This window comes from Oerskovia sp. NPDC060287, from assembly GCF_042726775.1.
GTDB classification, from domain to species: domain Bacteria; phylum Actinomycetota; class Actinomycetes; order Actinomycetales; family Cellulomonadaceae; genus Oerskovia; species Oerskovia merdavium.
The window spans coordinates 1-24,546 of record NZ_JBHXBO010000032.1; the positions used below are offsets into that span (position 1 = coordinate 1).

The following is a 24,546-nucleotide window of genomic DNA, read 5'->3' on the forward strand; positions in this document are numbered from 1 at the left end:
CCCTGGGGCGCGACGTAGAAGAACTCCACGCTCTTGCCCTGGGACTTGCCGTCGACCTCGTAGTTCTCGGTGAGGGTGAGCTGGACGCGCTGGTCCCCGTCGACCAGGAGGGCCTGCTCGACCTTCCCGTCCTTGAGGAGCTCGAGCCCGGTCGAGGTGTCGACGCGGTGGACGCTGGGTCCGGACAGGGCCATGAAGGCGATCCCGAGGATCGCCAGACCCACCACGATCCAGACGATCGGCCCGCTGAGAATCTTCTTGATGTTCATCGGCGACGGGGACGAGCCCCCGCATCCCTCCACTCGCGCAATGGTTCCGCCAGTGAAGTTACACGCACAACCTGGCAGTTGGCTGGTCTGTTCGCCCAGGGCGTGGCTTCGAGGAGCGGCGTCCCGCGCGGGTCGCGGCGTGGGCCGCGGCTCGCCCCGCGGTGGCGGGCGGCGGAGGCGGGACCGAGGTCGTCGCCCCCGCCGCCGTCACCGGTCGGGGCTGGTGTGAGGCGTCAGGACGAGTAGACGTGCGGGGCGAGCGTGCCCACGAACGGCAGGTTGCGGTACTTCTCCGCGTAGTCCAGGCCGTAGCCCACGACGAACTCGTTGGGGATGTCGAAGCCGATGTAGCGCACGTCGACCTCGGTCTTCGCGGCGTCGGGCTTGCGGAGCATCGCCGCGACCTCGACCGAGGCGGGGCCGCGGCTGCGCAGGTTCGACAGCAGCCACGAGAGCGTCAGGCCCGAGTCGATGATGTCCTCGACGATGAGCACGTGGCGCCCCGTGAGGTCGGCGTCGAGGTCCTTGAGGATCCGCACGACACCCGAGGACTTGGTGCCCGAGCCGTAGGACGAGACGGCCATCCAGTCCATCTCGACGTCGTGGTGCAGGCGGCGGGCGAGGTCGGCCATGACCATGACCGCTCCCTTGAGGACGCCCACGAGGAGCAGGTCCTTGCCCGCGTAGTCGCGGTCGATCTGCTCGGCGAGCTCGTCCAGCCTCCCGCGGAGCTGCTCCTCGGTGAGGAGGATGTTCTCGAGGTCGTTGCCGACGTCGGATGAGTCCACGGGTTTCACTCCTGTGCTGGTTCTGCTGATGGGGTTCGCGCGAGCGAGGGGGGCCGTGCAGGCCGTAGGAAGAGTCTCCCACGGGTGCGCGAGGCGCGAAGGTCGCCCGGGAGGTGGGCGGGGCCCTGGCCTCGCCACGCGGTGACCAGGGCGTCGAGCGTCGCGACGTGGCTCGCGAAGAGCGAACCGGCGGGACTCCCGGCCTCCTGGGCCGCGGCGCGCAGTGCCCGACGGCGCAGCGCGGCCGGGGCGGCCGCCAGCACCTGGGTGTCGAGCACCACAGCGACGTCCGCTCGGGTCGCCGGCTCCACGGCACGGGTCGCGGTGGGCGACCCGCCCGGAGCCGCCCGGTCGCCGGCCCTCGCTCCGGCCGGTGCGGGGGGTTCGTCGGGCTCGTCGACCCGTGCCTGGTCGAGCAGCCGGGCCGCGAGGTCGTCGAGCAGGTCGGCGTCCTCACGGAGCTGGTCGGCGGTCCGGGCCAGCGTGAGCGCGACACCCGGGCCGAGCACGTCCTCGAGCACCGGGAGCACCCGGGTGCGCACCTGCGAGCGCAGCGGCAGGTCACCACCGGCCCGGTCCGGGGTCGCGGCGTCGAGCGGGGCCGGACCCCCGTTGGTGGGATCCGTCCACCACGTCAACCCGTTCGCGGCGCACACGGCCTCGGTGTCGGACCGGCGCAGGCTCAGCAGGGGGCGCCGGTAGATCCCCCGACGCGCGGCCATGCCCGCGAGAGAGCGGGCGCCCGACCCGCGCGCGAGACCCAGCAGCACGGTCTCGGCCTGGTCGTCGAGCGTGTGCCCCAGCAGGACCGCGGCCGCCCCCGTGCGGTGAGCGACGTCGTCGAGCAGGGCGTAGCGCGCGTGCCGCGCGGCCGCCTCGAGCCCGCCCCGCTCCCCCACCCGGACGCTGCGCACCTCGACCGGGTCGAGGCCCAGGGCACGGCACTGCTCGCCCGCCCGCGCCGCGACGTCGCCGCTCCCCTCCTGGAGACCGTGGTCAACCACGACCGCGCCCGCCCGCACGCCGTCGCGCGAGGCGACGAACGCGGTCGCGGCCGCGAGCGCGAGCGAGTCCGCACCGCCCGAGCAGGCCACGAGCACGAGCGAGCCGGGCGCGAGGTCGCGCAGCGCGGCGCGCACGGCACGCCGTGCCGCGGCGTCGGCGGGGTGAGGTCCGACCACGGCGCGGCCCGTCAGCCGTGGACCCGACGCACCCAGGCGCCGGGCTCCGCGATCTCGAGCGCCGAGGGCAGGGTCTCGGGGCCCGACCAGACCGCGTTGAGCCCGTCGCGCCCCACCTGCTTCTCCACGGCACGGACGAACGCCGCACCGTCGCGGTACTGCGCGAGCTTCGCGTCCATCCCGAGGAAGCGGCGCAGCACCGTGTCGAGCGTGCTGCTGCCCTGCCCGTCGCGGCGCGCCTCGAACTGGGCCCGGATCCGACGCACGGTGGGGACCGTCCGGCGACCGACGGCGTCCATCATGACGTCGGCGTGCCCCTCGAGGAGCGCCATGACCCCCGACACCTCCTCGAGCACAGCCTTCTGGTCCGCCGTGAGCAGCCCGTCGGCCACACCGCCCTCGCCACGGACCGCCCGCACGACGACGCGGCCCGCGGTCGCGACCTTCTCCCGCCACCGGGCGTCGGCCATCTGGCGCGACGACTCCGAGAGCCCCACGAGCAGGTCGTGCGCACGAGCCCGCAGGTGGTCGGCGAGCCACGGTGCCGCCGCGAACTGCAGCGCGTGCGTCTGCTCGTGCAGGCACACCCAGAGCCGGAAGTCGGCCGGGACCAGGTCGAGGTCCCGCTCGAGCTGGAGGACGTTGGGCGCGACGAGAAGGAGGCGGCCGGGGTTTCCGGCACCGTGAGCACCACCGCCTGCGGCACTGTGGGTACTACCGCCTGCGGCACTGTGGGTACTACCGGTACTACCGCCTGCGGCACTGTCAGCACTACCGCCTGCGGCGCTGTATGGATCGAACTGCCCCAGCACCCTGCTCGACAGCGCTGCGAGCACCGCCCCCACCTGCGCCGCGCCCACCAGGGCCGTCGTCGCGGAGACCGGCTTGTCGTCCTTCCCGGTCAGCGCGTCCGCGACCCCGTCGGTCAGGCTCGCCATGACCTCGGTGTTCGCCCGCGCCCAGCGCGAGCGGTCGACCACGAACACCTGCGACAGCTCGGTGGGACCTTCGCTCGCGACGGCCCCCGGCGCTGCACCGCTGGGCAGCACGGCCGGCACCATGCGCGTCACGCGCAGCACGTGCGGGACCGCGTCCGACGCCGCGGTCCGCAGACCCGCGACGAGCTCCGCGAGCTCGTCCCGCGAGGCCAGGGGGCCCGGCCGGGCCACCCGGCCCGCGATCTGCGCGGCTGCGGACCAGTCGACGAGCGGCGCACCGACCGCGGGAGACGTCATCGCCCCACCGTAGCCGCTGCTCCCAGCCCGCCGACCACAGCGCGCTCAGTCCGCGAGGCCCCCGACGAACCCGTCCATGAGCAGCCGGGCACCGTAGGACCCGCCCTCGGGCAGCGCGTCCGCGAGGAGGACGAACACGAGCTGACGCTCCTGCGCGGTGACGACCGTCCCGGCGAGCGAGGTCACGCCCGGCAGGCTGCCCGTCTTGGCGCGGACCAGGCCCCGCCCGGGGGACGCCAGGAAACGGTCGTCGAGCGTCCCCGACAGGCCGGCGATCGGCAGGCCCACGGCGCCGGCGCGCAGGCCTGGCTGCTCCGGGTCCGTCAGGAGCATGAGCGTCTCGGCGAGCTGGTCCGCCGTCACGGCCGACCCGTCGCCCAGCCCGGAGCAGTCGGCGAGCACCGCGCCCTGCATGTCGACCCCGAGGCGTCCCATGCTCGCGCGGACCGCCTCGGTCGCACCGTCGAACGTCGCGGGCAGGCCCGCGTCGATCGCGACGAGGCGACCGACGACCTCGGTGATGGTGTTGTCGGAGTGCTGGAGGAAGTAGCCCACGATCTCCTCGAGCGTCGCGGACTCGACCGACCCGAGGACCTTGGCGTCGGCCGGGGCCTCGCCTCGCTCCGGGGCGCCCGTGACCGTGATGCCCACGTCGGCGAGCCGCTGCGCGAAGATCTCGCCCGCGGCGAGCGAGGGGTCCGGGCTCCGCTTGGCGTACTCCGCGTCGCTGAGCCGGGCCACGTCGACGCCGAGGGCCGTGACGGGCGCGATGTAGCCCGCGGTCACGTTCCCCTCGAAAACCGCCGGGCTGACGGTGGGACCCGAGAAGTACCGGTCGTCGACCACGAGCCGCACGGTCGTCGCACCCGTGAGCTGGAGCTTCCCGGCCACCTGGGCCGCCAGGTCGGCGAGCCCGGCCCGACCGTTGACCGCGAGGGGGTCCCCCTCGCCGGCCGCGAGCATCATGTCGCCGCCGCCCACGAGGGCGATCGTCCCCGACCCGAGGTCGACCACCTTCGTGGTGAGCGTCACCTCGGGTCCGGGCGACGCGAGAGCAGCGGCGGCCGTGAAGATCTTCTGCGTCGAGGCCGGGACCAGGGGGGTCCCCGCGTTGCTCTGCGCGAGCACCTCGCCCGTGATCCGGTCGAGCACGACGCCACCGACCTGGCTGCCCATCCGAGGGTCCTTGACCAGCGCGTCGAGCGAGGAGGCGATCTCCGCGGCGTCCGGCACGGGCGCGCTCTCGTCGAGAACGGGGAGCGTCTGCGCAGGTGACGCGGCGTCCACGGCGCCCGGAGGCGTCGGGAAGGGGGCAGCGGGCGCGACCGCGGGCGCGGTCGTGAGGATCCCGGGGACGACGTCGTACGCGTCGGCCGTCAGGTAGCCGCCTGCGAGCACCACCACGATCCCCGCAGTGATGGCCGACCGTGCTGCCCAACCCATCTGATCCTCTTCCCTCCTGCGGCGGCGCCCTCGGGTGGGGCCGCTCTCCGTGCGCATTATCACTCAGGAACCGCAACGTTCCCGGGGACGGGCCACTGCTGTCCCAGGTCGTTCGTGTCACACTAGAGGGCGCATGATGGCCCGGTCTCCCTCGATGGTCCGCGCCGCCCTTCGGGTCGGCCCACGGACCACCTGGCAGAGAACCACCGGAGCCGTGTGCGCACGACAGCCGATTTCATGACCGCCACACCGCGACAGAGCGGGTGCGCCGGTTCAACTGGAGGAGAACAGTGGAGTTCGACGTCACGATCGAGATCCCGAAGGGCCAGCGCAACAAGTACGAGGTCGACCACGCGACAGGTCGCATCCGTCTTGACCGCATGCTGTTCACCTCGACGCGCTACCCGGACGACTACGGGTTCATCGAGGGCACCCTCGGCGAGGACGGCGACCCGCTGGACGCCCTGGTCCTGCTCGAGGAGCCCACGTTCCCCGGCTGCCTGATCCGCTGCCGCGCGCTCGGCATGTTCCGCATGCGCGACGAGGCCGGGGGCGACGACAAGGTCCTGTGCGTGCCGACGGGCGACCAGCGTGCCGCGTGGCGCCAGGACATCGACGATGTGTCGGACTTCCACCGTCTCGAGATCCAGCACTTCTTCGAGGTCTACAAGGACCTCGAGCCGGGCAAGTCCGTCGAGGGCGCCCACTGGACCGGTCGCACCGAGGCCGAGGCCGAGATCGAGCGCTCCATCCAGCGCGCGATCGACAGCGGCTACCACACGCCCGGTCACTGACCCTCGCGCACTCTGCAGGGCCGGCCGACGAACGGCCACGAACCACCACGAGGACCCGGTCTCCACCAGGAGGCCGGGTCCTCGTGCGTCGGGTCGTACGCGTCTGCGTCCCCTCGCCGCCGCCCTCGTCGGGCACCGTCCCGATCACGGACGTCGAGCCCGGCCGGCACCGTCGAGTCCGGCCGGCACCGTCATGTCCGGCCGGCACCGTCGAGACGGTCCCCGGGAGAGGCCTACGGCCGCCCTGCGTACGGCATCGAGTCCTTGTAGCGGACGGCGCTGATCTTCACGGGAACGCCCGCGTAGATGGCCTCGATCATCTGGCCGTTCCCGACGTACATCGCGACGTGCCAGATCGAGCTCGGGTCCTGCGGGTCGGCGCCGTAGAAGATGAGGTCGCCGGGTCGGAGCTGGTCGTAGCCGATCTTGGCGACCTTCGCGTACTGCGAGCGCGAGGTCCGCGAGATGCTCACGCCCACGCTGGCCCAGGCCTGCGACGTGAGGCCCGAGCAGTCGTACGCGGGCCCGTTGCCGCCCCACAGGTACGGCGCGCCGATCTTGGTGCGCGCCCAGTCGACGGCGGCCTGCCCCTTGGCGGCGCCCGACCCGGGCGAGGTCACGGGAGGTGTCACGGGAGGTGTCACCGGCGGAGTGACCGGGGGCGTCACGGGCGGCGTGACGGGAGGCACCACCGGTGGGGCGACCGGGGGGTCGGGAGTCGTCACGGGAGGCGTGACGGGCGGGGTCACCGGAGCGCTCCCCCCGCCCGACGGCGGAACGACCGGGGGGTCGGGAGTCGTCACGGGAGGCGTGGGCACGGCCAGGGCGTCGCGCTCGGCCTGCGCCTGGCGCTCGGCAGCGAGCTCGCGCTCGGCGTCGAGCGCGTCCTGGCGCGCCCGCTCGACCTCGACGGTCGTGGCACGCGCGGCCGCGAGGTCGGCGATGAGCTCGTCGCGCCGAGCGGCTGCGGTCCGGATCGAACCCTCGATCGCCTGCTGCGCCTCCTGCGCCGCGGCGAACGTCTCCTCGGCACGCTCCGAGGCCGCGACACGCGCCTCCTCGGCGGCGGTCGCCCGTGCCCTGGCGGCGTCCGCGAGCGCCCGGGCGGTGCGGTGCCCGTCGGCGACGGTCTGGACCTTGCGGCCCGTGAGCTTCTGGGCGCGCTCGGACTCGACGATCTGGTCGAGCCCGTCCGACTCCACGACGACCTGCAGCGCGTCGAGCGACCCGCCCGACTGCCGGGAGGCACGGTAGACGGCGCCCATGGCCGAACGGGACTCGGCCTCGCCGGCCTCGGCCGTCGTGAGGGCGGTCTGCGCCGCCTCGACCTCGATGCGTGCCGCGTCGAGCGCAGCCTGCGCGTCGGCGTAGTCCTCGGCTGCGAGGCCGGCCCGGACCCAGGCGTCGTCCCGCTGCTCGGCGAGCCTGGCGAGGTCGGCCTCGATCTCGGCCACCCGCGACCCTGCGGCCTGCTCGTCCTGCTGGGCAGAACGGACGTCGTCGTCGGTCGGCGGTTCGGCATGGACGGACGGGGCGATCCCGCCGCCGAGCGTCACGACCAGGGCCCCGACGAGCACGGCACGGCCCGCTCGCCGTGGTGACGTGCCCTCGAGGGGCGCGCTGCGCCGTCGGGCAGGGGGGAACGGGTACACCAGGGTTCCCCGATCGATCGACGACACACCCCTGCCGCGACGGGCGGACGGGCGCCGCCGCGGGCGCGGCGGACGTCCAGTCTCCCCGGTCGCGCGACCGCGCGCGAGCCGACCCTGGCCCGCACCGGGGTCGGACAGTGCCGCGCGACCCGGCAAATCTCACATCGCAAGACGCGGGTTTCGCCGGATGAGATACCGACCTACTCTCGACAGCATGACCTGCCGCCGAATGTGTAGCTGACCCCCAGCGCACGTTCGCCTGCCTGCGGACCCCCTCCGGGACGAGCTGCACCCGCCGACCACGACGTCGGCAGGAGCCGGCCAGCCTCGTCCGGAAGGCCCGCACCCCCGCGTGCGCACCAGTCCACCCACTGCCCCGCCGCGGACCCCGGCCAGGAACGGCCCCCTCTGCGGCTCCCCTCCCCCTCCCAGGAGTCATCATGAGCACCGAGCCCCGCTGGTCCTTCGAGACCCGCCAGATCCACGCCGGCCAGACGCCCGACCCCACCACCGGGGCCCGCGCGCTGCCCATCTACCAGACCACGTCGTTCGTCTTCCCCGACGCGGGCGTCGCGGCCGACCGGTTCGCCCTCAAGGACCTCGGCCCCATCTACACGCGCATCGGCAACCCGACCGCCGAGGTCGTCGAGAACCGCATCGCCAACCTCGAGGGCGGCGTGGGCGCGCTCCTCCTCGCGTCGGGCCAGGCCGCGACCACGTTCGCGATCCTCAACGTCGCCGAGGCGGGCGACCACGTCGTGGCCAGCCCGTCGCTGTACGGGGGCACGTACAACCTGCTCCAGTACTCGCTCGCCAAGCTCGGCATCGAGACCACGTGGGTCACCGACCCCCACGACCCGCAGGCGTGGCGCGACGCGGCCCGCCCGAACACCAAGGCGTTCTTCGCCGAGACCATCCCCAACCCGAAGGCAGACATCCTCGACATCGAGGCCGTGGCCGCCGCCGCGCACGAGGTCGGGGTCCCGCTCATCGTCGACAACACGGTCGCGACGCCGTACCTCCTGCGCCCCATCGAGTTCGGCGCGGACATCGTCATCCACTCCGCGACCAAGTACCTCGGCGGGCACGGCTCGGCGATCGGCGGCGTGATCGTCGACTCCGGCAACTTCGACTTCTCGAAGGACCCCGAGCGCTTCGCGAGCTTCAACACGCCGGACCCCAGCTACAACGGGATCGTGTACGCCCGCGACCTGGGCGTGGACGGCATCCTCGGCGCGAACCTCGCGTACATCCTCAAGGCGCGGGTGCAGCTCCTGCGCGACCTGGGGTCGGCCATCTCGCCGTTCAACGCGTTCCTCATCGCCCAGGGGATCGAGACGCTGTCGCTGCGCGTCGAGCGTCACGTCGAGAACGCCAAGACCGTCGCAGCCTGGCTCGAGTCGCGCGACGACGTCCTGTCCGTGGGCTACGCGGGACTCCCGTCGAGCCCCTGGTACGCCAACGCGCAGAAGTACACGCCGCGCGGTGCGGGCGCGATCGTCACGTTCGAGCTCGACGGCGGGGCCGAGGCCGGCCAGGCGTTCGTCTCGGCGCTCGCGCTCCACTCGAACGTCGCCAACATCGGCGACGTCCGCTCGCTCGTCATCCACCCGGCGTCCACGACGCACGCCCAGCTCAGCCCCGAGGAGCAGGTCAAGGCGGGCGTCACGCCCGGCCTCGTCCGCCTGTCCGTCGGGATCGAGCACGTCGACGACATCCTCGCGGACCTCGAGGCGGGCTTCATCGCCGCCAAGTCCGCGCAGGGAGCCGACGCCGCGGCCGCTGCCTCGGTCGTGGCGGAGTAGGGCACCGGGTCCCACGATGACGATTCTGGACGGCCGGGGCGCCCCCGGCGCCCCGGCCGTACAGTGGTCGGCAATGACTCCCCCGCCCCCTTCCGCGTCCTCCCGCCCGCCCGCGCGGCGCGGGTCGGACTCGCGTGCGAGGGCCAAGGCGCCCGTGCCGGCCACGGCCGCGTGGCGCGCAGGGGACCCTGTCGGGGCCCGGCTCTTCGCGGACGTCGGCACGTTCGACCTCGAGGCCGGGGGACGACTTCCGGACGTCCGCGTCGCGTACGAGACCTGGGGCACGCTCGCGCCCGACGGGTCGAACGCGGTGCTCGTCCTGCACGCCCTGACGGGCGACTCGCACGTCGTCGGCCCTGCCGGCCCGGGCCACCTGTCGGCCGGCTGGTGGGAGGCCATGGTCGGGCCCGGTGCTCCGATCGACACCGACCGCTACTTCGTGGTCGCCCCCAACGTCCTGGGCGGCTGCCAGGGCACCACGGGCCCCGCCTCGACCGCCCCCGACGGTCGGCCCTGGGGCGGGCGCTTCCCGCGCATCACGACGCGCGACCAGGTCGCCGTGGAGATCGAGCTCACGCGGGCGCTCGGCATCTCGTCGTGGGCGCTCGTGATCGGCGCGTCCATGGGCGGGCTGCGCGTGCTCGAGTGGGCGATCCTCGGCCCCGAGTCCGGCATCTCGGTCGAGTCCGTCGCGGTCATCGCGTCGGCCGCGCAGACCTCGGGAGACCAGATCGCCTGGGCGCACCCGCAGATCGGCGCCATCCGTGCGGACCCGCAGTACCGCGGCGGCGACTACTACGACGTGCCCGACGACCAGGGACCCCACGTGGGCCTGGGCATCGCGCGGCAGATCGCGCACGCGACCTACCGCAGCGCACGCGAGCTCGACGAGCGCTTCGGCCGGCTGCCCCAGGGCGGCGAGGACCCGTTCACGGACGGGCGCTACGCCGTCCAGTCCTACCTCGACCACCACGGCGACAAGCTCTCGCGCCGCTTCGACGCGAACTCCTACGTCGTGCTCACCGAGTCCATGCTGACGCACGACCTGGGCCGTGACCGGGGCGGCGTCGACGAGGCACTGGGCCAGATCACGGCCCGCACGCTCGTCGTGGCCGTCGACACCGACCGTCTGTTCCTCCCCGCGGACTCGGCACGCATCGCGCAGAAGGTCCCCGGGGCGCAGCCTCTGCGGCTGCTGCACTCGGAGTTCGGGCACGACGGCTTCCTCATCGAGTTCGACCAGCTCGGGCCCATCGTCACGCAGTTCCTCGCGGAGCGCGCGCAGGTCTGAGGACGTCGCGCGCCGTGTGCGGCGGCGTCCGGTCCGTCGAGGCCGCTGCCGGCCCGCCCACGTCCCACCCCGCGCACCGCGCGTGACGCCGCGCCCCCGACCAGGCACGATGTCCCCATGACCGCAGACCTGACCGAGGCCACCGCCGCCCTCCACGCCCAGTGGGACCGCCTGGAGAGGTGGCTCGGCTCGCTCGACGACACCCTGGACGACGCGGTCGACCAGCCCAGCGTCCTGACGGGCTGGACCGTGGGCGAGCTCGTGTCGCACCTGGGGCGCGCCATGGACGCGCTCGTCGCCGCGACGCCCGTCGCACCCGGCACCAACCCGCTCACGCTCGCCGAGTACCTCGGTACGTACCCCGAGCGCGCCGAGCAGATCGCCCAGGTGACCCGCGCGCTCGACGAGGAGATCGCGGCCGACCGCCTCACAGCGGTCTCGGGCTACGCACGCCGGGCGTTCGCGCGCCTCGACGAGCTCGCCCCGACCGAGACCGTGATCCAGGCCCGCCGTGGCCCCATCACGCTGCGCGACATGGTCGTCTCCCGGCTCATCGAGCTCGTCGTGCACGCCGACGACCTCGAGCGCAGCCTGCCGGGGGTCGCGGAGAAGGCCGTCGACCGCGCTGCCCTGGACCTGGTCGCGGCCGAGCTGCTGCGTATCGTCGTGACGCGCGGCGGGTGGAGCCTCGAGGTCGTCGACCCGCGCCTGTGGGTCCGGCTCGCGACGGGCCGCACCCCGTACGACACCGACGACCTGGCCCGCGCGCTCGCCCCGCTCCACACCTCGGACTCGGTCCCGGACCTGGGACGCATGCTGCCGCTGCTCTGAGCTCGCCCCCTCGGAGGGGCGGCCAGGGACCGACCGTCCCAGACCGCCCCACTATGCTCGTCCGGTGGTGAACGACGCGCGGGTGACGGTCCTGGCAGGCGGTGTGGGTGGGGCGAAGCTCGCCCACGGCATGGAGCTCGCGGGGGCCGACCTCACGGTCGTGGTCAACACGGCCGACGACGTCGAGCTCCACGGTCTCGCGATCAGCCCCGACCTCGACACCGTGACCTACACGCTCGCAGGGCTCGCCGACGACGTGCGCGGCTGGGGCCTGGCCGGGGAGACCTACGCGACGCTCGACGCCATGCGGCGCCTGGGCGAGGACACGTGGTTCACGCTGGGCGACCAGGACCTCGCGACCCACGTGGTGCGCACGGCCCGCCTGCGCGCCGGGGACACGCTGTCCGAGGTCACGGCCCAGATCACGGCCTCGCTCGGGGTGCGCTCGCACCTCCTGCCCATGACCGACGACCTGGTCGCGACCGTGGTCGAGACGGCCGACGGGTCGCTCGGCTTCCAGGAGTACTTCGTCGCCCGCCAGCACCGGGACGAGGTCCTGGGGCTGACGTTCGTGGGCGCCGAGCAGGCGGCTCCCGCCCCGGGCGTGCTCGACGCCGTCTCGGGAGCGGACCTGCTCGTCGTCGCCCCGTCGAACCCGTTCCTGTCGATCGCGCCCGTCCTGGCCGTGCCGGGGGTCCGCGAGACCCTCGCGTCGTCGACCGCGCGCCGTGTCGCGGTGAGCCCGATCATCGGTGGCCGCGCGCTCAAGGGGCCCGCGGCGTCGGTGCTCGCGAGCCTGGGGCACGACGTCTCGGCCCTGGGCGTCGCGCGCCTGTACGTGGGACTGGTCGACGTCATGTGCATCGACGAGACGGACCGGGACCTCGCGCCCGCGATCGAGGCCCTGGGGCTCGAGGTGCTCGTGACGGACACGGTCATGGGTGGCGCGGAGGGACGCGAGCGGCTGGCACGCGAGCTCCTCGCCACGGCATCGGCATGATGCCCGACGGCGCCACGCCGGCCACGCGCGAGGCGTCACCCGCGCGGGGCGACCTGCCCGACGGCGCCCCGCGCCCAGGGAGCGCCCGTGCGGCGAGCGCCGTCCCGGCCGAGCAGCGCGTCGTCGCGGTCGTGCCACTGCGTGACGGGTTCTCGGGCAAGTCACGGCTCGCCGCAGTGCTCGATCCTGCGGAGCGCAGCCGCCTGATCGCGGTGCTCGCGCGGCACGTCGTCGGGACGCTGCTCGCGAGCGAGGCCGTGGGACGGGTGCTGGTCGTGACGTCGGACCCGCGGTTCGCATGGCGCGCGCTGGGGAGCCTCGTGCCGCCCGTGCCGCCACCCCTGGACGACGACCCCGGTGCGGGGGCGGTGACCGGCACGCCCGCGGAGGGCGACGAGGCCGGCGCCGAGGGCGACGGTCCCGGCCGCCTCCAGATCGTCCTGCAGCCCGCGAGCCGCCCCGGCCTGAACGCCGCGCTCGACGTCGGTCGAGAGCTCGTGGTCGACACCTCGGGGCCCGGTGAGGGGGCCGCACGGCCGGCCCGCCTCCTGGTCGCTCACGCGGACCTCCCCGCCCTCACGGTCGAGGACGTCGAGGCCCTGCTCGCCGAGGAGGCGCCGGTCGTCGTCGCGACCGACCGGGCGCGCTCGGGCACCAACCTCCTGGTGCTCGCGGCCGACGCGCCGTTCACGTTCCGGTTCGGCGCCGGGAGCCTCGAGGCCCACCTGGCCGAGGCGGCCCGGCAGGGCGTGCGCGCCGCCGTCGTGCAGCGGACCGGGACCGCGGTGGACCTCGACACGCTCGACGACTGGGCCGAGCTGCCCGCGGACGTGCGGGCGCGCGACGAGCTCGCGGAGCTGCACCGGGCCATGGACCGGGCGGGCTCGGGCGCCTGAGGCGCCGGCCCCTCAGGACGACCAGCCGATTGCCGGTCCCGCATGCCGGTGGCATCGTGACCGCATGGCGATCGACGTGCGGCCCGCGACGGTGTTCGGCGACGTGCGGACCATGGTCGGGCCCAAGCGGCCCGACGCCAACGTGTGCCGGTGCCTGAGCTACCGCATCGGCTCGAAGGAGAACGTCGCGCTCGTGGGCCCCGAGCGCGGGGCCCTCGTCGAGGAGCTCTGCCGCCAGGACCCGCCGCCGGGCGTGCTCGCCTACGACGAGGACGAGGTCGTGGGCTGGGCCGCGGTCCACCCGCGCGCCGACACGGCCTTCGCGCGCAACCGCAAGATCCCGCACGTCGACGACCTCGACGTGTGGTCGGTGTGGTGCCTGCGCGTGCGCCCCGGGCACCGAGGCGCGGGCATCTCGCACCGGCTGCTCGAGGGCGCGGTCGCGTTCGCGCGCGAGCACGGCGCGCCCGCGATCGAGGGGTACCCGCTCGACAACGAGGGCCGGAAGATCGACCTGACCATGGCGTACGCGGGCACCAAGAAGCTCTTCGAGGACGCGGGCTTCACCCAGGCCGCGACGACCGGCTCGGTGCTCAACGGCTTCCCGCGCGTGCTCATGCGGCTCGACCTGCGCTGACGCCGGGCGTCCCGCGCCAGGGCGGCAGCGGGTTGCCCCGGGTTCACCACCCGCCGCGGTGCACCACGTCCTCGAGCGGTCGCCGGGGGCGCCGCGAGGGCGAACCGCCCGACGGCGCAGCACCGGTCCCGGCTCCCACCGCGCCCTCCCGAGGAAGGGGCTCCGCGGAGTGCCCCACCGCGACCACCCCGGTGACCAGGAGCTCGGGCGGCACCCCGAGCTCGGCGCGCAACGCCTCGACCTGCCCGGGCGGCACCCCGAAGAAGCACGCCCCGAGTCCCTCGTCGACCGCCGTCTGGAGCATGAGCAGCGACGCCATGCCCGCGTCGACGTGCCAGTACGGCACGTCCCACGGCGACTCGTCCTCGCCCGCGGCCTGCGCCGCAGCACGGGCCTTGTCGTCCTCGGCGTACCGCGCGAGGTAGGCGTCGCGCGAGGTCAGGACCACCACGAGCACGGGGGCGGTGCGCATCCCGGCGAGCCACCGGCTCTCCTTCGCAGGGGGCGCAGGGACCTCGTCGTCGGCCCCGCGCGCAGCGGACCTCGCTGCGCCGTCGCCACCCCCGCCCGGCTCCCCCGCCGCCGCGGGTGAGGTCGCGGACCAGAAGCGCGCGACGTCGTCGGGCCGGTCGAGGACCACGAACGCCCAGCCCTGCGTGAAGCCCGCGTTGGGCGCGCGCACCGCGTTGCGCAGCATGCGCTCGACCGCGCGCGGCGCGACCGGCTCCCCCGTGAAGCGACGGACCATGCGGCGGCGACGGACGACGTCCTGGAACTCCATGCCGACCATGCTGCCAGCCCGCGCCCGCGCCGCGGGACGTCCGACGCCCGCGGCGCTCACCCCCGCCCGGCACAGCGGGTCCCGCGACGCACCCTCCGCGCGCGCCACCGCCTCACCGGTGCCACGATGCGTGAGTCGCGCCGTCGGCCCCGACCCAGCACCAGCCCGTCGCAGGAAGGCCCAGCCCGTGAGCCAAGAACGCACGAGACCCGGCGCGGGGACCATCACGGTCGCCGGCCTCGCCGTCATGAACATCGTCGCGGTCGTGAGCCTGCGCGGTCTGCCCGCCGAGGCCGAGTACGGGCTCGCCTCGACGTTCTACTACCTGTTCGCCGCCCTGTTCTTCCTGGCCCCCGTGGGGCTCGTAGCCGCCGAGCTCGCGACCGGCTGGCCCGAGGAGGGCGGCATGTTCCGCTGGGTCGGTGAGGCGTTCGGGAGCCGGTGGGGATTCCTCGCGATCCTCATGGTCTTCATCGAGGGCTGCATCTGGTTCCCGACGATCCTCACGTTCGCCGCGGTCACGCTCGCCTACACGGGCGACGCCGCGGCGGCCCAGCAGATCTCGGGTGACAAGCTGTTCGTGCTCGCGGTCGTGCTCGGGGTGTTCTGGCTCGCGACGCTCGTCGCGCTGCGCGGCGTGCGGTCGTTCTCGCAGGTCGCGAAGTGGGGTGGGATCGTGGGGACGCTCGTGCCCGCCACGATCCTCATCGGCCTGGCGATCGCCTACCTCGCGGCGGGCAACACCTCGCAGGTCGAGCTCTCGTGGGGTGCGTTCGTGCCGGACCTGTCGAAGTTCTCCAACATCGTGCTCGCCGCGGGCATCTTCCTGTTCTACGCGGGCATGGAGATGAACGCCGTGCACGTGCGGTCGATCAGGAACCCGATCCGCAACTACCCGATCGCGATCCTCGTGGCCGCGCTGGGGGCCGTCGTCGTGCTCGTCCTGGGGACCCTCGCGATCGCCGTGGTCGTGCCCAAGGGGCAGATCAACCTCACGCAGAGCCTGCTGACCGCGTACAACACGTTGCTCGACTGGGCGGGCGTCGGCTGGGCCGGACCCGTCCTGGCCGCGATGCTGGCCGTCGGCGTCCTCGCGGGCGTCGTGACCTGGGTCGCGGGCCCCGCGACGGGGCTGCTCTCGGTCGCGCGCGCGGGCTACCTGCCCCGCTGGTTCCACCGGACGAACCGCGCGGGCATGCCGTCACGCATCCTGCTCGTGCAGGCCGCAATCGTCACGGTCCTGTCCGTCATGTTCGTGATCCTGCCGTCGGTCCAGGCGGCCTACCAGCTCCTGAGCCAGCTCACCGTGATCCTCTACCTGGTCGCGTACGTCCTGATGTTCGCGGCCGTGATCGCGCTGCGGTACTCGCAGCCCAGCCGTCCGCGCCGCTACCACGTGCCCGGGGGGATCGTGGGCGTCTGGGTCGTCGGCGGGTGCGGGCTGCTCGCGGCCACGCTCGCGCTCGTCGTGAGCTTCGTGCCTCCCGCGCAGATCGAGGTCGGCAGCCCGACGACGTACGTGGGCCTGCTCGTCGGCCTCAGCGTGGTCTTCGTGGCGCTGCCGTTCTGGGCGTACAGCGCCCGCAAGCCGTCGTGGCGCGACGAGACGCTCGACTTCGCTCCCTTCACCTGGCAGGTCGAGGCGACGGCGGGCGACCCGGTGCCGGAAGGCCGTGGGCCGCGCGCCTAGAGCCGCTCCGCGAGCAGCTCGACGAGCGCCTTGCCCTGCACTCCCCCGAGCTGGTCTGCCTGGGTGCGGCACGAGAAACCGTCGGCCAGGAAGATGTCGTTCGGCCCGGCGGCCCGCAGCGCGGGCAGGAGCGCGTTCTCCGCGACCTGCACCGACACGTCGTAGTGGCCCTTCTCCATGCCGAAGTTCCCGGCGAGGCCGCAGCACCCGGCGAGCGTGTCGATCGTGGCGCCGGCACCGCGCAGCAGCTTCTCGTCGGCCTGGAAGCCCATGACGGAGTGCTGGTGGCAGTGCGCCTGGACCACGGCCGTGACGTCGGACAGGTCGGGGACCTTCCACCCGGACTCGGGTGCGGGCCGCGTCTCGGGGCGCGTGAGCAGCTCGGCGACTGTGTGGGTCGCGCCCGCGACGGCCTTCGCGCGCGGGTCGTCGGGGAAGAGGTCGAGCAGGTCGGAGCGCAGGACCGCGGTGCACGAGGGCTCGAGCCCGACGATCGGGATCCCGTTGACCGCGAACGGCCCCAGGACCTGGAGCAGGTTCTCGAGCCGCTTGCGGGCGCCGTCGAGCTGGCCCGTGCTGATCCAGGTCAGGCCGCAGCAGGCCTGCTGGTCGGGCACGATCACGTCGTAGCCCGCGGCGTCGAGCACCGTGACCGCGGACTGCGGCACCGAGGGCGCGAGCGCGTCGCTGAACGAGTCCGTCCACAGCACGACCTTGGGCCGCGTGTGGTTCGCGGGATGCCCCGGCGTCTGCCCGACGGCGAGCCCTGGCACCCCGTTCGTCGCGCCTCCGCGCTTCCACCAGGTGCGGAAGGGGACCTCGGCGAAGCGGGGGACCTCGCGGCGCGAGTCCATGCCGCCGAGCGTGAGCACGAGCTTCGCGACCGGCCGGACGCCCAGGACGGCGTTGATGAGCCGCGGCATCATGCCCGCGAGGCGCGCCCAGCGTGGGAGCCAGCCCAGGGCGTAGTGGTTCATGGGGCGCAGCTTGCCCCGGTAGGTCCGGTGGAGGACCTCGGACTTGTACTGGGCCATGTCGACGCCCGCGGGGCAGTCGGCCGAGCACGCCTTGCAGGACAGGCACAGGTCGAGCGAGTCGCGGACCTCGGGCGACGTGAGGCCGCCCACGAGCGTGCCGTTGATCGCGTCCTGGAGCACGCGGGCGCGGCCGCGCGTGACGTCCTTCTCGTCCTTGGTCGCCTGGTACGAGGGGCACATGAAACCGCCCGACGCCGAGGAGTCCGCGCGGCACTTGCCGACGCCGACGCAACGGTGCACCGCCTGGGTCATGTCGCCGTGGTCGTGGCTGAACGAGAAGCCGCCCTTGGTCGGCAGCACCGGCAGCGCCTTGGGCCGGCGCAGGTCCGCGTCGACCGCGTTGGGGCGCACGATCACGCCCGGGTTGAGCACGTCCTGCGGGTCGAACAGGGCCTTGATCTGCTCGAACAGCGAGATGGCTTCGGGTGAGTACATGACGGGCAACAACTCCGAGCGGGCGCGCCCGTCACCGTGCTCACCCGACAGCGAGCCGCCGTACTTGGCCACGAGCTGCGCGGCCTCGGTCATGAAGGTGCGCAGCACCGACCCGGACGTCTCCAGCGGGATGTCGATGCGCAGGTGCACGCACCCGTCGCCGAAGTGCCCGTACGGCAGGCCGTCGACGCCGTAGCGCGCCATGAGCGCGTCGAGGTCGCGCAGGTAGGCGCCCAGCTTCTCCGGAGGGACCGCGGAGTCCTCCCAGCCCGGCCACGCCTGCTCGCCCGCGGGGGTGCGCCCGGCCAGCCCGGCGCCGTCGGCCCGGATCTGCCACATGGCCGTGGCGTCAGGACCCGCGGGCAGGATGCGCGTGGACGTCGACGCGGAGGCCGCGACGATCGCCTCGGCGTTCGCGTACGCCTCCTCGGGGGTCGCGCCCCCGACCTCGACCATCATCCAGCCGCCGCCCGGCGGCAGCTCGGGGACCGAGTCCGCGCCCTTGGCGCGGCGCACCACGTCCACGAGACGCGCGTCGAGGCCCTCGACCGCGAGCGGGCTGAGCGAGAGGAGGGCGGGGACGTCGTCGGCCGCGGTGGGCATGTCCTCGTAGGCGAGGACGACGAGCGTGGGTGCGCTCGGCATCGGCACCAGGGCGACCGTGGCCTCGAGGATCGTCACGAGCGTGCCCTCGGTGCCCACGAGCATCTTGGCGAGGTCGGAGCCGTTCTCCGGCAGCAGGTGCTCGACCGAGTAGCCCGAGACCTGGCGGCCGAACCGGCCGAACTCGGTGCGGATGAGCGCCAGGTTGTCCTGGACGATCCTCGCGAGGCCCGGGACGGCCGCGAACGTCGGGTCGCCCTTGCCCGCGGTGAAGCGTCGGCCCGTGCCGTCGACCACGTCGAGCTCGACCACGTTGTCCGCGGTGCGCCCGTAGGCGACCGCGTGCGGGCCGCACGCGTTGTTGCCGATCATGCCGCCGAGCGTCGCGCGGTTCTGCGTCGAGGGGTCCGGGCCGAACCGCAGGCCGTGCGGGGCCGCGGCCTTCTGGAGCGTCGACATGACCACGCCCGGCTCGATGCGGGCCGTGCGGGCCTTCGGGTCGACCGACAGGACCCGGTTGACGTGCCGCGAGAAGTCGATCACGACGCCCGGGCCGATCGAGTTGCCCGCGACCGACGTGCCCGCGCCGCGCGCCGTGAGCGGGACGCCCAGCTCGCGCGTCACGTCGAGCGTCGCGACGACGTCGTCGGTCGAGATCGGGAAGACCACCATCTCGGGGACGACGCGGTAGTTCGAGGCGTCGGTCGAGTACTCGGCCCGGCGGCGCGTCGAGGTGTCGACGATGCCGCGCGTCGTGGTCCGCACCGCGGTCGCGACGGCCTCGCGGGCCGCGTCCGCCGCGTGCTCGGCCTCGCGCAGGGCCGCGGACCGCGCGGACTCCTCGGCGGCGGCCGCCCTCGCGGCGTGCTGGGCGTCTGCCTCCGTGGTGCGCTCTGGCGGGACGGGGGCTCCTGCGGCGTCGAGTTCAGCAGTCACGTCGGCGATTCTCCCACCACTCCCACGAGGGGGTGACGCCCGTCCGGGGAGTGTCCGGGATCCGGGTCAGGTGTGGGACGGGTGCCGGCACGGCGCCCGACGGCGGCGCGCGGGTCCGTGCGGGGTACGCGGGGTGCGCGGGTGGAGCGGACGGAAGGCCCCGGACCCACCCTCGCCACGTGCGGGTCAGCACTCGGTGGTGCGCTGTGCCGGGTGCGCGGTGCACGTGTGCGCCGTGCTGGGCTGCGATGTGCCAGGGAGACCCTGTCCAAGCCTGCCCACCGGCTCCTGGAGTTGCCCTGCCCGGGCCGGGTCGTGCTCGCTCCCGCTCGTGGCTACCGACTTCCGTCCGCTCCGGTCGCCACGGTACTGCGAGACGAGGGATCGGGCGCTCCGACCACCCGTCCCCAAGAGCCGCCGGAGGGGCGTGCGAGGCGGATCACTCGTCGCCGTCGCCGTCGACGTCCGCCGTCCAGTTGACCTGCTGGATGCGCGTGTCGAGCTCGCGCAGCGTCCGGGCCAGGTCGTCGGCCTGTGCCCGGGTCGCGGGCACGTCGACGCCCGACACGTACCGCAGCTCGGTGCGCGTGAACCGGTCCTGCGAGGCCGACGCCGCGTCGGCGAGGTCGGTCCGCAGACGGTGCCGCAGGCGCAGCACGTCCCGGCGGGCGAGCGCCGCGGTCATGGTCAGGCCGGGCTCCACCTCGGTCGCGAGGTTGGCCGCGTTGATCCGGGCGATGAGCGACTCGAGCCGGGCCGCGAGCCGCTCGTGCTCGGCGAGCAGCGCCACAGGGTCCTCGGCGGGCAGGTCGCCCTCCTGGTGCCGTGCGTTGGCGACCGCACGGCTCGCCACCTGGGCGAGCCTGCGTTGGAGGTCGGCGCGCAGCGCGAGGGCCTCGGCGAGCTTCATGGTGGATCGACTCCTGGTTCTCGGGCGGGACGGGGTGCAGGTCCGAACCTATCCCGGGTGGTCCGGCCAGGCACTGCGCGTCGCTAGAGCACCAGCTCGGGTTGCAGCCTCGACGGGCTCCAGACCCGCTGCTTGTACGCCGCGTACGTCGTCGCGAGCAGCGCGACCGCGAGCACCACGAGCAGCACCCCGACGTCGCGCGCGACCGTCGCGAGGTCCCCGCCGTAGAGGAGCTGCCGCAGCCCCTCGACCGTGTAGGACATGGGCAGGAACCGGTGCAGCGAGCGCAGCGGCTCCGGGATCGTCTGCCACGGGAACGTCCCGCCGGCCGTGACGAGCTGGACCAGCATGAGCACGAGCCCCAGGAACTGGCCCACGGCCCCCAGGTACACGTTGAGCGCCTGGAGGATCGCGACGAACGTCGCGGACGCGAGCACCAGCAGCACCGCGGTCCCCACGGCGTAGACGGGGTCGATGTCGAGCGCGAACTTCACGACCGTGAACATGAGCGCGACCTGCAGGACACCGATCACGGCCGGGGGGATCCACCCGCCGAGCGCGGTCTGCCACGCGGGCCGACCGGCCGCGAGCGACCTGGTCGACAGCGGCCGCACGAGCAGGAAGAGCACGTAGGCCCCGATCCACGCCGCGAGCGACATGAAGAACGGTGCGAGGCCGGCCCCGTACGTCCCGGCGTTGGCGATCGTGTCGTTCACGACCTTGACCGGGTTGCCGATCGTCTTGGCGGTGTCCTCCTGCGTCTGCTCGTCGACGTCGGGGATCTTGCCCAACCCCGCCACGAGCCCGTCGTAGAGCTCGGTCATGCCGGACAGCAGCTCGCCCGTCCCGTCGCGCAGGGTCACGCTCGAGGACGCCAGCTCCGTGGCGCCGTCGGACACCTGGGACGTGCCCGAGGAGAGCGTGCCCGCCCCGCTCGCGAGCGTCTCGGCCCCCGCGTCGAGCTGCGCCGCGCCCGAGGCGAGCTGGTCACCTCCTGACGCCGCGGTCGCGATGCCCTGCGTGAGCGCGGGGGTCGCGCCCGCGAGCGTCGCGGCCCCCGCCGCGACCTGCGCCGAGCCCGAGCTGAGCTCGTCGAGCTTCTGCGACGCGCCTTCGACCTGGGTCGCCGCAGCGTCGACCCGGGGGGTGAGGTCGGTGATCGCCTGGGTCACCACGGGCAGGATCTGGTCCGCCTGCGCCTGGGTGAGGTCGCCCGAGGCGACCAGCCCGTCGAGCAGGGCCTTGACGTCCGCCGGGGCGTTCCCCAGCTGCCCGACGACGTCTCGCGCCGCCGCGGCCGCCTCCTGCCCGTAGCCCGCGACCTGCGCGTTGCCGTCCGCGACCTGCTGCGCGCCGTCGGCCAGCTCCTGCGTCTGGGCCGGGAGGTTCGCGGTCTTGCTGCGCAGCGTGTCGAGGCCGTCCGAGAGCGTGGCTGCACCCGACGAGAGCTTGCCGCTCGCGGTCGCGAGCTCGTCGGCCCCCGACGCGAGCTTCGAGGCGCCGGCTGCCGTCTCTCCCGCCCCCGCGGCGAGGCGGGCCGTGCCGTCGACGAGCTGGACGGTCCCGTCGGAGAGCTGCGTGGCGCCGTCGACCAGCTTCTGCGCGCCGTCGACCCCGCTCGCGAGGTTGGTGTGGATCGACGCGAAGCCCTTGAGGAACGTGTCCGCGGCCTCGGTGCCGACCTGCTCGGCGATCGAGTCGCGGACCTTGCCGACGATCGTGTCGGCGATCGTCGCGGCCAGGTAGTTGTTGGCGTCGTTGGTGATGAGGATCAGGCTCGCCTGCTGCGGCTCGAACTTGCCCGAGGACGCGAGGTCCTCGGAGAACGTCGGCCCGATGATGAGCGCCGCGTCGAAGCGCCCCGAGCGCACGCCCACCTCGGCGTCGGCCTGGCTCGTCTCGACCCACCCGAACCCGCCGTCGCCGTCGAGCAGCTGCTTGGCGACCTCGTCGCCGAAGTTCGTCTCCTTCGACGTCCCGTCGGTCGCGTTCTCGACCGTCGCGCCGCGGTCCTGGACCACGAGGGCCGCGGGGATCTCCTGGAGCTTGTCGTACGGGTTCTCGTTGGCGAACAGGTACAGGCCCGAGTAGAGCGTCGGGATGACGATCATGGCGAGGATCGCGAGCTTCGGCAGCGTGCCTGCGCTGATGCGTCGCAGCTCCGAGATGCCCAGGCGGATCGCGGTCATCGGTCGGTCTCCTTCCCGGGGGTGGGCGCGTCAGGATCGACGAGCCCGGCGGGCTCCGCCGGGGCGGCGAGCCCTGGCTCCTCAGCGGCAGGAGGCTCGCCCGCCGCCTGGTGCCTCCCGGGCGCCTCACGGTCGAACAGCCGGGTCGGGTCCGTCACCTCGACCGGCTCGGCACCGTCCCCCTCGGAGGTGCCACCGGGCGGCGTCACCGGCACCGCGGCCGGCGGCCGAGTCCGCAGCGCCTCGACAGGAGCGGCCCGCAGGGCGTCCTCTCCGCGCGCGGGGGCGAGCTCGGCACCGAGGTCGCGAGCCGAGGACCGGGTGCACTGGACCAGGACCCCGTACCCGAGCGACGCGAGCGACTCGGCGACCGACCACCAGCCGGAGGGCTCGCCCCGGTGCCGGTCGGGCAGCGTCAGGACGACGAACTGGACGTGCTTGCGCTCGGAGGCGAGCGAGGACAGGAGCGCGGTCCGCACCGCGCCGTGCAGCTCGTCGATGCGCTCGCCCCGGCGGTCGAGCAGGTCGTGGGCCTCGAGCCACCGCTTGGCGTGGCCGGGCAGCGACCGCTGGCCCGCGAGCGAGAGCTCCTCGGCGACGACGTCGCCGACCGTGAGGGCCTCGTCGGGCTCGGAGATGCCGGGGACGTCGACGACCGCCGTGACGCGGCGCAGCTCGGCCGTCGAGGTGGTGGTCGAGCCGTCGTCCTCCACGAGCGTGACGGTCCCCGAGAACGGTGTGAGCCGGCCCGTCGCGACGAGCGCGAGCGCGGTGTGCCCGTGCCCGGGCTCGCCCGCGAGGAGCACGCACTCGCCCGACGAGACGGTGAGGGAGGTGGACTCGAGCATCGGCGAGCGCCGGCCCTCGACCTGGACGTCGTCCAACGTGATCTGCACCTTCTGGTCCTCTCGTGGCGAGGCCCGTGCGGATACGCCGCGACGGAGCCTCCCGTCGATCTTCCGTTGGACGGCCGGGGAGCGCACCTTGTCCTCGGCCGCCCGGGTGAAGGTCGCACGTCCCCCCGGCCGAGGCGGCGCATCGTCGGTAGCCTGGGGAAACGGGCGTCGAGAGGAGACTTCATGCGTGTCGTGATCGTCGGTGCGAGCGGCAACGTCGGGTCGGCCCTCCTGCGCAGGCTCGCGGACGAACCGGTCGTGACCTCGGTCGTCGGGGTCGCGAGCAGGGTGCCGCGCGCGGACGGGTCGAGCACCGTCGTGCCGCCGTTCGACACCGCCGGGTGGACGCGCTGCGACCTGACCGACCCGGAGGACGTCGTGATGTCACGGCTCGAGGGGGCGTTCGTGGGCGCGGACGCCGTCGTGCACCTCGCGTGGGCGATCGACCCGGCGCACGACCGGGACGAGCTGGCCCGCGTCAACGTCGAGGGCACGCGGCGGGTCGCCGCGGCCGCGGCGCGCGCGGGGGTGGGGCACCTGGTCGTCGCGTCGTGCGCGAGCGCGTGCTCGCCCGCGTTCGACGACGTCCCGCGCGACGAGTACTGGCCCACCGCGGGCATCGCGGGGTCCGTCAACAGCGCCCAGAAGGTCGAGGTCGAGGAGCTCCTCGACCGGTTCTCGGCCGCTCACCCCGGCGTCGTGGTGACGCGCGTGCGCGCGCCGTTCACGTTCCAGCGCGACGCCGCGAGCGAGGTCTCACGGTTGTTCTTCGGTCGCCTGCTGCCCGCGCCGCTGCGCCGCAAGGGCTACCTGCCGACGCTCGTGTGGCCGCGCGGGATGCGGCTCCAGATCGTCCACGCGGACGACCTGGCAGAGGCTTATCGCGCGATCCTCGTGGGGCGCCACGCGGGCACGTTCAACGTCGCCGCGCCGGACGTCCTCTCGGGGCCCGACGTCGCCGCGATCGTCTCGCAGGGAAGGCTCCGCGAGGTCTCGCCCACGTCGTTGCGGCGCCTGGTCGCCCTGGCCTGGGCAGCGCGGGCGGTCCCGCTCGACCCGGGCTGGTTCGACGTCGCGCTCGCGGTGCCGGTCCTCGACGCGTCGCGGGCGCGCCGCCTGCTGCGCTGGGCGCCCGCGCACGACGCCCGGGAGACCGTCGCGGAGGTCGTCGACGGGCTGGTCGAGGGCGCGGGCACGCAGAGCCCGCCGCTGCTGCCGCACTGAGGGCGCTGGCTGGACCTCGGGGT

General features: G+C 73.9%; 20 protein-coding genes. 9 read left to right on the plus strand and 11 right to left on the minus strand.

The features are described 5' to 3' along the window. The 5 genes from ACFWFR_RS04775 to dacB form a co-directional block, all read right to left on the minus strand. A partial coding sequence (locus ACFWFR_RS04775) for an ATP-dependent metallopeptidase FtsH/Yme1/Tma family protein (RefSeq protein ID WP_377621529.1) occupies positions 1-269 on the minus strand: 269 nt, incomplete at its 3' end. A 233-nt stretch (positions 270-502) separates the two neighbouring features. After that, positions 503-1,057, minus strand: a complete 555-nt coding sequence (gene hpt / locus ACFWFR_RS04780; RefSeq protein WP_056645212.1) for a hypoxanthine phosphoribosyltransferase — start codon at positions 1,055-1,057, stop codon at positions 503-505. Between the two features lie 5 nt (positions 1,058-1,062). Beyond that, the gene (gene tilS, locus ACFWFR_RS04785) at positions 1,063-2,238 is read right to left on the minus strand and encodes a tRNA lysidine(34) synthetase TilS (protein ID WP_377621531.1); all 1,176 of its coding nucleotides are present in this window, start codon (positions 2,236-2,238) and stop codon (positions 1,063-1,065) included. 11 nt (positions 2,239-2,249) lie between these two features. Continuing rightward, a complete protein-coding gene (locus tag ACFWFR_RS04790; protein WP_377621533.1) occupies positions 2,250-3,473 on the minus strand; it encodes a zinc-dependent metalloprotease in 1,224 nt (407 codons plus the stop codon). A gap of 45 nt (positions 3,474-3,518) precedes the next feature. After that, the gene (gene dacB, locus ACFWFR_RS04795; RefSeq protein ID WP_377621535.1) at positions 3,519-4,916 is read right to left on the minus strand and encodes a D-alanyl-D-alanine carboxypeptidase/D-alanyl-D-alanine-endopeptidase; all 1,398 of its coding nucleotides are present in this window, start codon (positions 4,914-4,916) and stop codon (positions 3,519-3,521) included. A 290-nt stretch (positions 4,917-5,206) separates the two neighbouring features. On the opposite strand from dacB, the gene ACFWFR_RS04800 reads away from it, so the two are divergent. Continuing rightward, entirely contained in the window at positions 5,207-5,710 is a 504-nt protein-coding gene (locus ACFWFR_RS04800; RefSeq protein WP_056645206.1) for an inorganic diphosphatase, read from the plus strand. 233 nt (positions 5,711-5,943) lie between these two features. Here the strand turns inward: ACFWFR_RS04800 and ACFWFR_RS04805 are convergent, their stop codons facing one another. Then, positions 5,944-7,362, minus strand: coding sequence for an NlpC/P60 family protein (locus ACFWFR_RS04805; RefSeq protein WP_377621537.1), 1,419 nt, complete (start codon positions 7,360-7,362; stop codon positions 5,944-5,946). 440 nt (positions 7,363-7,802) lie between these two features. On the opposite strand from ACFWFR_RS04805, the gene ACFWFR_RS04810 reads away from it, so the two are divergent. From ACFWFR_RS04810 to ACFWFR_RS04835, 6 genes are all read left to right on the plus strand, one after another. After that, a complete protein-coding gene (locus ACFWFR_RS04810; protein WP_377621539.1) occupies positions 7,803-9,167 on the plus strand; it encodes a bifunctional o-acetylhomoserine/o-acetylserine sulfhydrylase in 1,365 nt (454 codons plus the stop codon). 73 nt (positions 9,168-9,240) lie between these two features. Beyond that, entirely contained in the window at positions 9,241-10,458 is a 1,218-nt protein-coding gene (locus ACFWFR_RS04815) for a homoserine O-acetyltransferase (RefSeq protein WP_377621541.1), read from the plus strand. A 117-nt stretch (positions 10,459-10,575) separates the two neighbouring features. Beyond that, entirely contained in the window at positions 10,576-11,289 is a 714-nt protein-coding gene (locus ACFWFR_RS04820; protein WP_191802098.1) for a maleylpyruvate isomerase N-terminal domain-containing protein, read from the plus strand. A 64-nt stretch (positions 11,290-11,353) separates the two neighbouring features. Next, a complete protein-coding gene (gene cofD / locus ACFWFR_RS04825) occupies positions 11,354-12,289 on the plus strand; it encodes a 2-phospho-L-lactate transferase (RefSeq protein ID WP_377621543.1) in 936 nt (311 codons plus the stop codon). Beyond that, positions 12,286-13,185 (plus strand): 2-phospho-L-lactate guanylyltransferase, encoded by a 900-nt coding sequence (cofC, locus tag ACFWFR_RS04830; RefSeq protein WP_377621545.1) that lies wholly within the window; start codon positions 12,286-12,288, stop codon positions 13,183-13,185. Before cofD ends, cofC begins: the two co-directional genes overlap by 4 nt. Before the next feature lie 64 nt (positions 13,186-13,249). Continuing rightward, the gene (locus tag ACFWFR_RS04835; protein WP_377621546.1) at positions 13,250-13,822 is read left to right on the plus strand and encodes a GNAT family N-acetyltransferase; all 573 of its coding nucleotides are present in this window, start codon (positions 13,250-13,252) and stop codon (positions 13,820-13,822) included. Between the two features lie 43 nt (positions 13,823-13,865). Here the strand turns inward: ACFWFR_RS04835 and ACFWFR_RS04840 are convergent, their stop codons facing one another. Next, complete coding sequence (locus ACFWFR_RS04840; protein ID WP_377621548.1) at positions 13,866-14,603, minus strand: nitroreductase family protein; 738 nt, start codon at positions 14,601-14,603, stop codon at positions 13,866-13,868. 187 nt (positions 14,604-14,790) lie between these two features. On the opposite strand from ACFWFR_RS04840, the gene gadC reads away from it, so the two are divergent. Continuing rightward, positions 14,791-16,293: a putative glutamine/gamma-aminobutyrate antiporter GadC gene (gene gadC / locus ACFWFR_RS04845; protein WP_377621550.1), complete on the plus strand. Its 1,503-nt coding sequence runs from the start codon at positions 14,791-14,793 to the stop codon at positions 16,291-16,293. On the opposite strand, the gene ACFWFR_RS04850 is transcribed toward gadC, so the two are convergent. The 4 genes from ACFWFR_RS04850 to ACFWFR_RS04865 all read right to left on the minus strand — a co-directional run bounded on the left by ACFWFR_RS04850 (position 16,290) and on the right by ACFWFR_RS04865 (position 23,299). Further along, positions 16,290-19,187, minus strand: coding sequence for an FAD-binding and (Fe-S)-binding domain-containing protein (locus ACFWFR_RS04850; protein ID WP_377621560.1), 2,898 nt, complete (start codon positions 19,185-19,187; stop codon positions 16,290-16,292). The two genes, gadC and ACFWFR_RS04850, sit on opposite strands and share 4 nt — an antisense overlap. A 556-nt stretch (positions 19,188-19,743) precedes the next feature. Further along, positions 19,744-20,214, minus strand: a complete 471-nt coding sequence (locus ACFWFR_RS04855; protein WP_377621552.1) for a DIP1984 family protein — start codon at positions 20,212-20,214, stop codon at positions 19,744-19,746. Positions 20,215-20,297: 83 nt separating this feature from the next. Then, positions 20,298-22,403, minus strand: a complete 2,106-nt coding sequence (locus tag ACFWFR_RS04860; protein WP_377621554.1) for a YhgE/Pip family protein — start codon at positions 22,401-22,403, stop codon at positions 20,298-20,300. Next, positions 22,400-23,299 carry an ATP-binding cassette domain-containing protein gene (locus ACFWFR_RS04865; RefSeq protein WP_377621556.1) on the minus strand — a complete coding sequence of 300 codons (900 nt, stop codon included), beginning with the start codon at positions 23,297-23,299 and terminating at the stop codon, positions 22,400-22,402. Before ACFWFR_RS04865 ends, ACFWFR_RS04860 begins: the two co-directional genes overlap by 4 nt. Positions 23,300-23,482: 183 nt before the next feature. Between ACFWFR_RS04865 and ACFWFR_RS04870 the strand changes: the two genes are divergently transcribed. Next, entirely contained in the window at positions 23,483-24,523 is a 1,041-nt protein-coding gene (locus ACFWFR_RS04870; protein WP_377621558.1) for an NAD-dependent epimerase/dehydratase family protein, read from the plus strand. Positions 24,524-24,546 lie beyond the last annotated feature (23 nt).

What these genes read in the sequence shown, in the direction of transcription:
- ACFWFR_RS04790 (WP_377621533.1), bottom strand. Translation starts at nt 3,473, where the DNA reads ATGACGTCTCCCGCGGTCGGTGCGCCGCTCGTCGACTGGTCCGCAGCC.
- dacB (WP_377621535.1), bottom strand. Translation starts at nt 4,916, where the DNA reads ATGGGTTGGGCAGCACGGTCGGCCATCACTGCGGGGATCGTGGTGGTG.
- ACFWFR_RS04810 (WP_377621539.1), top strand. Translation starts at nt 7,803, where the DNA reads ATGAGCACCGAGCCCCGCTGGTCCTTCGAGACCCGCCAGATCCACGCC.
- ACFWFR_RS04815 (WP_377621541.1), top strand. Translation starts at nt 9,241, where the DNA reads ATGACTCCCCCGCCCCCTTCCGCGTCCTCCCGCCCGCCCGCGCGGCGC.
- ACFWFR_RS04820 (WP_191802098.1), top strand. Translation starts at nt 10,576, where the DNA reads ATGACCGCAGACCTGACCGAGGCCACCGCCGCCCTCCACGCCCAGTGG.
- cofC (WP_377621545.1), top strand. Translation starts at nt 12,286, where the DNA reads ATGATGCCCGACGGCGCCACGCCGGCCACGCGCGAGGCGTCACCCGCG.
- ACFWFR_RS04835 (WP_377621546.1), top strand. Translation starts at nt 13,250, where the DNA reads ATGGCGATCGACGTGCGGCCCGCGACGGTGTTCGGCGACGTGCGGACC.
- ACFWFR_RS04840 (WP_377621548.1), bottom strand. Translation starts at nt 14,603, where the DNA reads ATGGAGTTCCAGGACGTCGTCCGTCGCCGCCGCATGGTCCGTCGCTTC.
- ACFWFR_RS04855 (WP_377621552.1), bottom strand. Translation starts at nt 20,214, where the DNA reads ATGAAGCTCGCCGAGGCCCTCGCGCTGCGCGCCGACCTCCAACGCAGG.
- ACFWFR_RS04860 (WP_377621554.1), bottom strand. Translation starts at nt 22,403, where the DNA reads ATGACCGCGATCCGCCTGGGCATCTCGGAGCTGCGACGCATCAGCGCA.
- ACFWFR_RS04870 (WP_377621558.1), top strand. Translation starts at nt 23,483, where the DNA reads ATGCGTGTCGTGATCGTCGGTGCGAGCGGCAACGTCGGGTCGGCCCTC.